This window comes from Psychrobacillus sp. FSL W7-1493, from assembly GCF_038004905.1.
In the GTDB taxonomy this organism is placed as follows: domain Bacteria; phylum Bacillota; class Bacilli; order Bacillales_A; family Planococcaceae; genus Psychrobacillus.
On sequence record NZ_JBBOSB010000001.1, the window covers coordinates 1,570,570 to 1,583,267 of the forward strand.

General features: G+C 38.3%; 10 protein-coding genes. All 10 read left to right on the forward strand.

The features are described from left to right. The 10 genes from MKX96_RS07965 to tig all read left to right on the forward strand — a co-directional run bounded on the left by MKX96_RS07965 (window position 1) and on the right by tig (window position 12,517). Window positions 1–891, forward strand: coding sequence for a carbohydrate ABC transporter permease (locus tag MKX96_RS07965; RefSeq protein WP_340883128.1), 891 nt, complete (start codon window positions 1–3; stop codon window positions 889–891). Window positions 892–1,545: 654 nt separating this feature from the next. Beyond that, on the forward strand, window positions 1,546–2,163 hold the full coding sequence (locus MKX96_RS07970) for a YesL family protein (protein WP_169359856.1): 618 nt from the start codon (window positions 1,546–1,548) through the stop codon (window positions 2,161–2,163). Between the two features lie 17 nt (window positions 2,164–2,180). Further along, entirely contained in the window at window positions 2,181–3,329 is a 1,149-nt protein-coding gene (locus MKX96_RS07975; protein ID WP_340883129.1) for an exo-beta-N-acetylmuramidase NamZ family protein, read from the forward strand. A gap of 10 nt (window positions 3,330–3,339) precedes the next feature. Further along, window positions 3,340–4,260, forward strand: coding sequence for an N-acetylmuramic acid 6-phosphate etherase (gene murQ, locus MKX96_RS07980; RefSeq protein WP_340883130.1), 921 nt, complete (start codon window positions 3,340–3,342; stop codon window positions 4,258–4,260). A 14-nt stretch (window positions 4,261–4,274) separates the two neighbouring features. Next, a complete protein-coding gene (locus tag MKX96_RS07985; RefSeq protein ID WP_340883131.1) occupies window positions 4,275–6,113 on the forward strand; it encodes a metallophosphoesterase family protein in 1,839 nt (612 codons plus the stop codon). 63 nt (window positions 6,114–6,176) lie between these two features. Beyond that, window positions 6,177–7,043: a MurR/RpiR family transcriptional regulator gene (locus MKX96_RS07990; RefSeq protein WP_251553447.1), complete on the forward strand. Its 867-nt coding sequence runs from the start codon at window positions 6,177–6,179 to the stop codon at window positions 7,041–7,043. A 60-nt stretch (window positions 7,044–7,103) separates the two neighbouring features. After that, window positions 7,104–8,081 (forward strand): N-acetylglucosamine kinase, encoded by a 978-nt coding sequence (locus MKX96_RS07995; protein WP_340883132.1) that lies wholly within the window; start codon window positions 7,104–7,106, stop codon window positions 8,079–8,081. A 9-nt stretch (window positions 8,082–8,090) separates the two neighbouring features. Then, window positions 8,091–9,038, forward strand: coding sequence for a GNAT family N-acetyltransferase (locus MKX96_RS08000; protein ID WP_340883133.1), 948 nt, complete (start codon window positions 8,091–8,093; stop codon window positions 9,036–9,038). A gap of 40 nt (window positions 9,039–9,078) precedes the next feature. Beyond that, a complete protein-coding gene (locus MKX96_RS08005; protein WP_340883134.1) occupies window positions 9,079–10,263 on the forward strand; it encodes an anhydro-N-acetylmuramic acid kinase in 1,185 nt (394 codons plus the stop codon). Between the two features lie 973 nt (window positions 10,264–11,236). Then, window positions 11,237–12,517 carry a trigger factor gene (gene tig, locus MKX96_RS08010; protein WP_169359863.1) on the forward strand — a complete coding sequence of 427 codons (1,281 nt, stop codon included), beginning with the start codon at window positions 11,237–11,239 and terminating at the stop codon, window positions 12,515–12,517. Window positions 12,518–12,698: the final 181 nt, after the last annotated feature.

The following is a 12,698-nucleotide window of genomic DNA, read 5'->3' on the forward strand; positions in this document are numbered from 1 at the left end:
ATGAAAAAAGTTAGTTTGTCTGATAAAGGCTTTGACGTGCTAAACAAAATATTCTTAACGTTCATCGTCATTTTAATAGTTTATCCACTTGTCTTTGTTATCAGTGCCTCCATAAGTGATCCCTTAGCCGTAAGCTCAGGGAAAATGTGGTTATGGCCAGTTGATATTACGTTTGAAGGGTATAGAAAAATATTACAAAATGACTCTATTTGGTTAGGGTATCGCAATACCATTTTATATACCGCAGTAGGAACACTTCTCCATTTATTTGTGCTATTGCCATGTGCTTATGCACTTTCTAGAAAAGAGTTGATGGGAAGTAAGTATATCTTATGGTTTGTTCTATTCACAATGATGTTCAGCGGTGGTTTGATTCCAACTTATTTAGTGATTAAAAATTTAGGAATGCTTGATACCATTTGGGCTATTGTAATACCTGGAGTGGTTGGGGCTTGGTCTATTTTAGTAGCGAGAACTTTCTTCCAAAGTAGTATTCCAGATCAGTTAGTAGAAGCGGCTAAAATTGACGGAGCATCTGATTTTTATATGTTTATCAAAATTGTATTACCACTATCATTGCCAATTATAGCGGTTATGGCATTGTTCCATGCAGTTGGCTTATGGAATCAATATTTTAATGCGTTAATTTATTTGTCTGATCGGGATAAATATCCTCTGCAGCTCATTTTGAGGGAAATTTTAGTAGTAAATCAGGCACAACTAGGTGAAGGATCTGGGGAGCAAACTGAATCGCTCATCCAACAGGTGAGGACAGGTGGCCTTATTAAATATGCGGTCATCATTATCTCCTCTTTGCCACTACTAATTGTTTACCCATTTTTACAACGGTTCTTTGTCCAAGGTGTATTAATCGGTTCGATTAAAGAATAGCTTTTCATGGTGTCTGGCTTCGGCGCCTTGCCCCTCGGGTCAAATGGTTAAAAGCTGCGGTGGCTGAAGAGCTGCCTCCTCGCTTTATTCCATTTGCCTGTCGGGGCAGGGATAGGCGCCTCCGCTTTTCATGGTGTCTGGCTTCGGCGCCTTGCCCCTCGGGTCAAATGGTTAAAAGCTGCGGTGGCTGAAGAGCTGCCTCCTCGCTTTATTCCATTTGCCTGTCGGGGCAGGGATAGGCGCCTACGCTTTTCATGGTGTCTGGCTTCGGCGCCTTGCCCCTCGGGTCAAATGGTTAAAAGCTGCGGTGGCTGAAGAGCTGCCTCCTCGCTTTATTCCATTTGCCTGTCGGGGCAGGGATAGGCGCCTACGCTTTTCATGGTGTCTGGCTTCGGCGCCTTGCCCCTCGGGTCAAATGGTTAAAAGCTGCAGTGGCTGAAGAGCTGCCTCCTCGCTTTATTCCATTTGCCTGTCGGGGCAGGGATAGGCGCCTCCGCTTTTCATGGTGTCTGGCTTCGGCGCCTTGCCCCTCGGGTCAAATGGTTAAAAGCTACGGTGGCTGAAGAGCTGCCTCCTCGCTTTTTTCCATTTGCCTGTCGGGGCAGGAATAGGCGCCTACGCTTTTCAATATAAACATAGAAGGGAGAGTCTACTATGAACAGTTTTGTTAATGGATACTATCAGTTCGCAGTATGGGCAATGAGGTTAGCATACTTGAACATACTTTGGTTTGTATTCACACTAGTAGGCTTGTTCTTTTTTGGGCTCATGCCTGCAACGGCGGGTATGTTTGCAGTAGTAAGAAAATGGGTTTCTGGAGATACCGATATTCCCGTATTTCAAACCTTTTGGAAATCTTATCGTCAAGAATTTTTTAAAGCTAATCTACTCGGATACATACTTGCCGGTATAGGATACCTACTATATATCGAGCTGCAAATTTTAAGAGCTCAGGAGAATATGGTTTACTTTGTGGCTAGCTATGGGGTAATTGCGTTATTTATAGTTTTACTGATTGTATTGTTATATTCGTTCCCAATCTTTGTACATTTTAATATAAGCACCTTACAGAATATTAAATGGGCATTTGTGATAGGAGTCATTCATCCTATACTAACGATTGCATTGATTGCCATATTATTATTTGTTCACTATGTAACTTTTATAACCATTCCTGCTTTGCTCTTTTTCTTTGGCGGAAGTGTAACTGCCTTTATCCTCACATGGGGAGCGTCTAAAACATTTACAAAGTATGAACCCTCAAATGTCTAATTTAATGGAGGAAGCACATGAAGTTAGGGGTAGAAGTATTTTTGGAAGATGGCTATAAACCTTTTATGGGGAAAAGTATAGGCTTGGTGACAAATATGACGGGGGTAAACCAAAAGCTCACTCCGACTATTGAATTATTTGTCGATCATCCTGGCATAAATCTTACAGCATTATATGGACCAGAACATGGGATTCGTGGAGATGCGAAAGAAGGAGAGGGAGTCCAGTCATCGATAGACCCTTTCACAAATCTTCCGGTTTACAGTCTATATGGTGATTCAAGGAAGCCTACACAAGAGATGTTAGAATCTGTTGATGTAATTGTTTTTGATCTACAGGATATTGGTTCAAGATACTTCACGTACATCTATACAATGGCGTATGTAATGGAAGCCTGTGGAGAGCAAGGAAAGCAGTTTGTTGTATTGGATCGACCAAATCCGATTTCTGGTGACCGAATAGAAGGAAATCTTGTGGAAGAGGATGTTCGCTCCTTTGTTGGTTTGCTACCTATTCCAAATAGGCATGGGATGACTGTAGGGGAACTTGCACAGTTATTTAAATATAAGTTTGGCTATAATTGTGATTTAACAGTTGTTCCAATGGAGGGATGGCATCGTGCTATGTACTTTGATGACACTCCTGTATTGTGGGTACCCCCTTCTCCAAATACTACTAACATTGATATGAATGTATTATATCCTGGAACCTGTTTAATAGAAGGAACTAACTTATCTGAAGGGAGAGGCACTACAAGACCCTTTGAATGGATTGGTGCTCCTTATGTGGATGGGCAAAGGCTTGCAAAGGCATTTAATGAGAAAAAGATAGAAGGAATTATCGCAAGGCCCATTTCTTTTAAGCCAACCTATCAAAAGTATATGAATGTCATTTGCAGCGGAATTCAGCTACATATTGTCGATCGTCGCACATTAAATGCATGGGAAACTGGTCTGTTGCTTATAGAAACAATCGCAGAAATGTATCCAAATGACTTCTCATTTATAGAAAATGAGCAGAAGAAGTATTTCTTTGACTTGTTGGCTGGTTCTAAAAGCATAAGGGAACGTATTTGGAATGGAACGACAAAAGAATATATAGAGAATTGTCAAGATTTAATAGAAGGCTTTCAAAAAGAAAAGAAAATATACGACATATATAACTAGGATGATTAAAATGAATGATTTATCTAATTTGAATAAACTGTCAACTGAACAGAGAAATAGCCATTCCATAAACATTGATCATATGTCTACTAAAAGCATTTTAGCAATGATTAATGAAGAGGATAAACGTGTTGCTGAATGTGTACAGGATGAAATAGATGATATTGAAAGGGCTGCAGAGGCTGTATTCAACTCATTGAAATCTGGTGGGAGACTATTTTATGTTGGAGCAGGAACAAGTGGGAGACTAGGTATTTTAGATGCGGTCGAATGTCCACCCACCTTTGGGACACCGCCCAATTTAGTGCAGGCTGTTATGGCAGGTGGACTTTCAGCTTTCGAAAAAGCGGTAGAGGGTGCCGAGGATAGTCCAGAGAAAGGTAAAGAGGATTTAAGAGAAAGAGCTTTGTCTAGTTATGATGTAGTGATAGGAATAGCAGCGAGTGGAAGAACACCATATGTAATTGGGGCATTGGAATACGCTAATGAGGTTGGTGCACAAACAATCAGTTTAACTGCAAACAAAAATTCCTCTATCAGTGAACATGCTACTATTAAAATTGAGGTAGAGACTGGACCAGAGGTAATTACGGGGTCTACAAGGATGAAAGCAGCTACTGCACATAAGCTCATTTTAAATATGATTTCAACAACGGTTATGATTAAGCTAGGTAAGGTTTATGAAAACTTAATGGTAGATGTTTCCGTTAGTAATGAAAAGCTTAAAGAGCGAGCGAAGGGTATTATTCAAACGATTACTAACCGGTCATATAAAGAGGCAGAAGAATTTTTAGAGCTTGCAAATAATGAAGTAAAACCTGCGATAGTAATGATGAAAGCTAATGTTAATTATGAAGAGGCAATAGATTATATTAAACAGGCAAACGGTTTTGTAAGAAAAGCTATAGAAATAGCGGATATGAAATTATAAGAGGAGGGAAAAGGATGAAGGAACATAAGAAGCTAATCTTGGACGATTTCAATAATGCCAATCTTAGTGACTATGAAACCAATCATTCCTTTGTCTCCTCCTATTATTTATCTTTAAACAAGGATCACGTCAAACATGGAAAGTATAGCTTAGAGGTTAACTTTAACTACGGAGGTTGGGTTAAAGGAAATGGAGCTATGTATATCAAGTTTAAAAAGAAGTTAGTGACAAAGCAGATGCCAAAAAAGCTGGCAGTTTGGGTACATAGTGATGGAAAAACACCATGGCTACGAGCAACAATAATAGATGGAGATAATGAACGGAAGATAATTAACTTAACAAATGGAAATATTAGCTGGAATGGATGGAAATACTTAGATGCAGACTTGGAGCAAAACTGGAAGCTTCCATTAAGGTTGGAGCAAATATATGCAGTAGAAACAAATTTGGTTAATCAAAAAGACTCCAGTATTAATGGAAAGTTCTATTTGGATCATATTACATTTGTATATGTTGATGATCAAGACTTAACGGGACCAATTTTTAGTGACATATTACCTCAAAAGGAGAAGGTATATAGAAATTCCTTTGTCTTTTCTGCAGTAGTGAGCGATGACATGTCAGGTGTAGATTTCGATTCTTTAATCATGAAAATCAATAATAAATTGGTTGTTCCTTCTATTCAAGCGAACAAAATATCTTATCATGTAAAAGAACTTCAAGAGGGAAATTGTAAAGTTAGCATCCAAGTAAAAGATTTGGCTGGTAATTGGTCGGTACCGCATCTAGAAAAAAATTATTTAATAGATTTAAGTGAAGATTATGAATGTCCCATTATATCTGATGTCACACCAACTGATTCCGCTGTTATTTATACAGCTACACCGCGGATTGGCTTTCGACTTTGTGATGAACATAGTGGGATTGAAAAGAACGATATAATTCTTACTATTAATAATGAAAAGCAAAAAGTGTTCTATGATGAAGAAACAGGCTGGGGATTTGCGATATCTAGTACTCATTTAATAGATGGTCCACATTACCTTTCTATTCATGCAAAGGATCGAGCAGGAAATGAAATGGACCCATATCAGCAAAATTTTGTTGTTCAATCTATAAAAGGGCCAATAGACGAGGACAACTTTATAGTAGGTATAATTCCAGATACACATACGCTGGAGCATGGAAAAGCTGCTTTAGTACATTCATTGGATGAAGCACCTGAGTTTATCATACATATGGGTGACTTTGTAGATCAAGGGACAGAAGAGGAATTTAAGTTAGCGAAGACATCTCTATTTTCGGATATGAAGAAACACATACCCATATTAACGCTTGCTGGGAATCATGAAGCATTTCGAGGAAACTTAACGCTATATCAGAGCTTTATGGGTTCACCATCCTATCATTTTACTTATGGGAAAGTACTGTTTATCATTTTAAATAGTGCTTTAGGGCAAAGTCTCACGCTTTCAGACTCAACCCAGTTAACTTACCTGAGGGAAGTATTATCTACCCATGAGCAAAAGCATATTGTAGTACTTACTCATGTACCTACTAAGGACCATTTTGGAACTGCACATGAAATGGTATATGAAGATTCCGTTCAATTAGTAGATATACTTAGCGAATACAAAAAAGAATTACCTTCTAGAGACATTGTAGTTTTATTTGGACATTTACATACGCAAGACCAATGGGAAGTTAGCGATGTGAGATACATTATTACAGGCAATGCCTCACCAAAAAAATATGTGATGAAGCAGGAGAATAACATCGGTTACGGGCTCCTCCATTTACAATCTAACGGTATATATTATGAATACAAGCCTTTTAACTTAATACCTCAGTGACCTAGTCCAAAGGGAGAGGTAGAGTTAAATAGCTATTTCAAGGAAGAAATGAGTGGATAAATTATGTCATCTGCCAACGGTGGACTAGTTATGCTAAATGAAATGGTGAATACATTGCCACCCTCTGAGAAGAAAATTGCAAGATATATATTAAATCATCCTCAAGAGGCAATTTCTTTAACTGCAGTCGAATTAGGGAAAAGAAGCTCTACTAGTGGGGCGGCAGTCATCAGGCTTTGTAAGTCATTAGATTTAAAAGGCTTACAAGATCTGAAGCTAAGAATTGCAGGAGATTTACAAAAGACAACAGAGCATGGTTTTAGAGATATAGAACCGAACGAACCAATTATGTCGATAATAGATAAGATGACAAACAATAGTATTAAAACGATTCGAGAAACGGCTGAAATGTTAAATACCGAAGAATTAGAAAAAGCTATTGACCTACTTAGAGTGGCCAATACAATCCATTTTGTTGGAGTAGGAGCTTCTAATATCATTGCACAAGATGCTCAACAAAAGTTTTTGCGTATTAACAAGAACTCTTATGCCTTTCCAGATATGCATTTAGCAATGACACTCGTAGCTACTGCCGAAAAAGGGGATGTGGTTGTAGCAATTTCCTTTTCTGGAGAGACATCAGAAGTTGCTAGAGTTTTAGAGCTTGCTAAGGAAAAGGGTATCTCTATTATCAGTATTACGAAATATGGTAACTCTATCGTTTCTAAAATTGCAGACATTAAGCTATATACGTCTGCCACTAGAGAATCAACGTTTCGTAGTGGCGCTACCTCCTCTCGAATTGGACAGCTGCAAGTGGTGGATATTTTGTTTATGGGAGTTGCTTCTCTGCAATATGAAGAAACGGTTAAGTATTTAGATGCTACCCGAGATGCGGTCAATTTTCTATCAAAGGATTCAAAGAAATAATTTATTCATAAGCTGACTCTCTATGAGTTATCTTGTTTATTGTCAAAAGGGGTGTAGAGAATGTATGTGTTAGGGATTGATGGTGGAGGAACGAAAACTACTGGAATCATTGCTACATCTAAAGGGGAAGTAGTAGCAAAAGCAACGGTTGGTGGAACTAATATTAATAGTACGGGCAAAACAGCTGTCCAATCAGAACTGCAAAAGCTTATAAGAGAACTAAAAGAATTGGCACCACAAAATTTCTTACTAGTAAAGCGTGTATTTGCTGGTATGGCAGGAGCGGGCAATATAACCAATCAAGACGCCTTAAAAGCCATACTACAACCTCTATTTTCTTCAGAGGTAAGTATTACTATAGACCATGATGCGATTACAGCACTTTATTCCGGGACAATAGGAAAACCAGGGGTAGTCCAAATTGCTGGAACTGGAGCAATCACATACGGTGTGAATGAAGCTTCCGATCGAGCGCGTGTAGGAGGATGGGGCCATCTGTTTGGAGATCAAGGTAGTGGATATGCCATTGGAAGAGATGCATTAGAAGCTGCCTTTAAAGCGAGGGACGGTCTCATGGAACAAACATTATTGTCTGACCTACTTATCCAGCATTTCACTAAAGAAGAATTGCCGGATATTATTCCGGTTATTTATCAGGCAGACAATCCGAAAAAGCTGATATCCTCTCTCACGGTGCTTGTTATGAAGGCGGTAGAACGTAATGATATGATTGCCAAGCGCATCATCGATCAGAATGGAGTAGAGCTTGGATTGGCGATATCTGCTCTTGTAAAACAGCTATTCAGCCAAGGGAATGATGTTATACGAGTTGTTTTAGTAGGTGGACTTTTTAATAGATATGACATTTTGAAAGAATCAATCGAAAGAACGATTAAGAATGAAGGTATTCATGTAGATATAATCTTCCCGAAAATATTACCGGCAGGTGGGGCAGTAGTTGCTGCTCTTTTAGAAGAAAATATAGAAATAGAAGAGTATTTTTTAGAAACATTTAATAGAACAAACTATGATAATTGAGGTGAAAGCATGCAGTTGATAGAATGGCGGTTAGATAGACTAGATGAATTGGTGAGTTTGTGGAATCAAGAGCTAGGAAGAGATTTTCCAATGCGAAAGGAGCTATTTGAGCAAAATAGTTTTCAGGATGAAAATATTTGCTATGATGCTTCCCGAATAGCTGTAAATGAGCAAGGTCAAATAATCGGGTTTGTAGTAGGTAAAAGGTGGCAGGAAGAATTAGAGATACCGATGAAGGATAAAACAGGCTGGATTCAAGTAATTCTTGTTCATCGTGAGTACCGAAACAAGGGGATCGGCTCTAATCTATTAAGGCATGCAGAGGACGCTTTTCAATTAGCTGGAATGCAGGAAATATTATTAGGAAAAGACCCATGGCATTATTTCCCTGGTGTCCCATTAGATAGCTATGAAGATTGGTTTGAAAAAAGAGGCTATCATTCTTTTGGAAAAGAGTTCGATATGCTCTGTAAATATGAGGGTGAGGTAGCGAAAGAATTACCTGCCCTTCCTAATGTTGAGTTTTCAATATTAAAGCATGAGGAAAAGGAGGCGTTCCTTGCATTTTTACATGGATGCTTTCCAGGACGATGGGAATACGAGGCTCATCAATATTTCCAAAAGGGTGGGAATGGTAGGGAATTTGCCGTTCTTAAAAAAGAATATAAGATTATTGGGTTTTCAAGAATTAACGATAATAGCTCGCCCTTAATCGCTCAAAACGTGTACTGGGCACCGCTATTCAGCCAAGAATTAGGGGGGATAGGACCTTTAGGGGTCGATTCCATGGAACGCGGGAATGGATACGGTATAGCAATCGTACAAGCTGCTATAGCTTTTCTAAGAAATAGAGACATTAAACATATTGTCATTGATTGGACCGGGCTTGTCGATTTTTATCGTAAATTAGATTATGAGGTTTGGAAAGGCTACACCTCTTATAGAAAAGAGCTCTAATATGCTTTTATTATAAATTTCTTTATAGGGAGAGATGTATTTGGAAGAGCAAACGAGCTATGTAGTTGGTCTTATGTCCGGAACATCACTAGATGGGGTAGATGCAGCTCTCGTCAAAATTAATGATATTAATGACAATTTGCAAATAGATTTAGTAAAGTATTTGTCAGTCCCTTACTCAAGGGAACTAAAAGAAAAGCTTAGAGAAATTTGCACTCCTGAAATAGCAAAAGTAACAGACATTAGTGGGATGAATATGTATTTAGCAGAAATCTTCTCTGAGGCTACCTTATCTATTATTCAACAAGCCAATTTAATGCCGCAAGATATTTTACTTGTAAGCTCCCATGGTCAAACTATCTTTCACCAGCCGGCTTCGATTAACATTGAAGGAAGAGATGTTACATCCACTCTACAAATAGGGGACATAGCAGTAATTGCTGAACGTACCGGTATTACGACTGTTGGTGATTTTAGGACACGAGACATGGCCGTAGGGGGAGGAGGAGCTCCGTTAGTCCCTTATGCTGATCATATGCTTTATACGAATAAGAGTCATGGGAGAGTGCTCGTTAATATAGGAGGAATTGCTAACATAACTGTCCTTCCGAAAGGAGCTACAGCATCGGAGGTTATTGCATACGATACCGGCCCGGGAAATATGATCATTGATGCATTTGTCCAATGGGCAACAAATAGTAAAAATGACTATGATCGCGATGGAGCTATAGCAGCAAGCGGTAAGGTGAATGAAAAATGGCTAACTAAGCTACTTGCTTATCCGTTCTTCCATCAGAATTTCCCAAAAAGCACAGGTAGAGAGATGTTTGGAACTCAATTTGCGAGAATACTGTGGGAGGAAGCTGAACATCTAGCTATTAGTCTGGAGGATCGGATTGCTACCATTACTGCATTAACTGCACGGACGATTGCTACAGAAATCTTAAAATTTATTGAATCTGCACAGATAGAAGAAGTAATCGTTAGCGGCGGGGGGAGACATAATTTGACACTATTCAACAGCCTACAAGGTTATATGTCAGATCGTGTTTCTGTGGTTGGGATGGAAGCATATGAAGTAAGCGCAGATGCGAAAGAAGCGGTAATTTTCGCTTTATTAGGCTATCAATGCTTAAAGAAAAAAACAAATAACCTTCCTGCGGCTACCGGGGCTAAAAAAGCAGTTATTATGGGTAAAATAGCTTGGGGAAATTCGATTGTGTAGGTTGATTTAATACAGGAATCGTAACCAAAAAGCATTTCTTCTGTACGGATGGTGTAAGCTGCATGCGCTATATAAGTAGTGATGATAGAGACAGCTAAGACATCAAAACTGCGCGTGTTAATGACGGGTGATGTCTTATAGCAAAGCTCGTGAAAACCGTTCGTCTAAAGGATAATCAATTCTACTCTATAAATATAAAAGCATCTAAATGTCATAATTCTATATATGTAGCTTGTGTTAGCAAATTAAAATAAAAATTAGCTTTGTTAAAGTTAATGGTTGATTTTGACTAACGGTTCTTTTTTAAAATGACTGTAGTCATTAGAAAAGGAATATTCAAATGGCTATTATGAACATAAAAAGATGATGAAATTGGGGTTGTTTGCAGCTTTTCAGCTTTGTTTATGCGAGTAAATTGATTCGATTTATAGATGCTAAAGCTGTTCCCATTTATTGATTGGAGCGCCAGACGGAGACTCCAACGGGATGAGTGAGACAGATAAGACCTCACAACCACGCGCGTAAGCGATGGGTGATGGCTTATCGCTCACCCCGTGGAAAGCGTCCGGCTGGGGCGGAAATCAATTCTACTTTCTTGAAGATTTCTTTGCATTATAATTCAACTCTACCCTTTAACATAGCCTAAAAATTATAAAATCAATTCATTTTATGAATAGTAAAGAACGGCAATTCCGATTTTATAGTTGACAACCTTATAAGGATTAAAGGATTATAAGTAATGAAGGTTATCTGATTAGGTAATAGTTTTGAAGCCCTTACATAACATATAGAAAAAAGTTTACTAGGAAAATAGGCGAGCTTACTTGTATATCAATAATGTTGAAAGTCTAGTCAGTTATGCTATAATATACAAGTTGTCAATATAATTAGTGAAAAACTGTCCTGTTAAGTTTCAAACTTTTAATATACAGGCTACTAAATTATTGTAATTTATTTATTGGAGGTAGAATAAATGTCAGTTAAATGGGAAAAACAAGAAGGAAATAATGGTCTTTTAACAGTTGAAGTTGCTGCTGATGTAGTAAACAAAGGTTTAGACCAAGCTTTTAAGAAAGTGGTTAAGCAAATTAATGCACCAGGTTTCCGTAAAGGGAAAATGCCACGCCCAATTTTCGAAAAAATGTACGGAGTTGAGTCTTTATACCAAGATGCATTAGATTTCATTCTTCCTGAAGCATATGCTTCAGCAATTGATGAAGCTGGAATCGATCCAGTAGATCGTCCAGAAATCGACATCGTAACTATGGAAAAAGGTCAACCTTTAGTGTTTACTGCTAATGTAGTAGTAAAACCAGAAGTAACTCTTGGCGATTACAAAGGTCTTGAAGTTACTAAGTTAGATCAAACAGTTACAGACGAAGAAATCGAAGAGCAACTTAAAGGGCATCAAGCTCGTTTAGCTGAATTAGTTGTAAAAGAAGATGCAATCGTTGAAGGCGACACTGCAGTAATCGACTTTGAAGGATTTGTAGACGGAGAAGCATTTGAAGGTGGAGCAGGACAAGATTATCCTTTAGAAATCGGTTCTAACTCTTTCATCCCAGGCTTTGAAGGTCAATTAGTTGGCGTTAAAGCTGGCGAATCAAAAGACGTAGAAGTTACATTCCCAGAAGAATATCATGCAGCAGAATTAGCTGGTAAAGCAGCAACTTTCAAAGTGACAGTTAAAGAAGTAAAAGGAAAAGAGCTTCCTGAACTTAATGACGAGCTTGCTAAAGAAATTGATGCTGAGGTTGAAGGTCTTGAAGCTTTACGCACTAAGCTAAAAGAAGCAGCAACTGAAGAGAAAAAACAAATGTCTGAACAAAACCTTCGTGATGATTTAGTAGAAGCTGCAGCTGCAAACGCTACTATCGATATCCCAGAAGCTATGATCGAAACAGAAGTAGACCGCATGTTACAAGAATTTGGTCAACGTTTAGAGCAACAAGGTATGAACTTAGAACTTTACTTCCAGTTCTCTGGTCAAGACGAAGCTGCTTTACGTGAGCAAATGACAGAAGATGCTAAAAAGCGTGTGAAAGTACAATTAACTATTGAAGCTATCTCAGAAAAAGAAGAGCTTCAATCTTCTGAAGAAGAGGTTAATGCTGAACTAGAAAAAATGAGTGCTCAATTCAATATGTCAGCTGATGATATTAAACGTGCACTTGGTGGTACGGAAGTTCTTGAAAAAGACCTTCGCTTCCAAAAAACTGTGGAATTCTTAGTAGAAAACGCTAAAATTTCATAATTACACATAACGCGTTATAATATAACAAGGTACAGCATCTGTCTGTGCCTTGTTTTATACATACATAACTTTTTTAGTATGGCGCTGTTGCTATCGTTGTCACTTGTATCTAGTCTGAATACTACCTTGAGTAATGCAATCCGATGTAACAGCGTATATAGAATAAATCTTAAGCAAACTT

Bases quoted from the DNA above. Each gene is read 5' to 3' on its own strand.
- MKX96_RS07970 (WP_169359856.1), top strand. From the start codon at position 1,546: ATGAACAGTTTTGTTAATGGATACTATCAGTTCGCAGTATGGGCAATG.
- MKX96_RS07995 (WP_340883132.1), top strand. From the start codon at position 7,104: ATGTATGTGTTAGGGATTGATGGTGGAGGAACGAAAACTACTGGAATC.
- MKX96_RS08000 (WP_340883133.1), top strand. From the start codon at position 8,091: ATGCAGTTGATAGAATGGCGGTTAGATAGACTAGATGAATTGGTGAGT.
- MKX96_RS07965 (WP_340883128.1), top strand. From the start codon at position 1: ATGAAAAAAGTTAGTTTGTCTGATAAAGGCTTTGACGTGCTAAACAAA.
- murQ (WP_340883130.1), top strand. From the start codon at position 3,340: ATGAATGATTTATCTAATTTGAATAAACTGTCAACTGAACAGAGAAAT.
- MKX96_RS07985 (WP_340883131.1), top strand. From the start codon at position 4,275: ATGAAGGAACATAAGAAGCTAATCTTGGACGATTTCAATAATGCCAAT.
- tig (WP_169359863.1), top strand. From the start codon at position 11,237: ATGTCAGTTAAATGGGAAAAACAAGAAGGAAATAATGGTCTTTTAACA.
- MKX96_RS07975 (WP_340883129.1), top strand. From the start codon at position 2,181: ATGAAGTTAGGGGTAGAAGTATTTTTGGAAGATGGCTATAAACCTTTT.
- MKX96_RS07990 (WP_251553447.1), top strand. From the start codon at position 6,177: ATGTCATCTGCCAACGGTGGACTAGTTATGCTAAATGAAATGGTGAAT.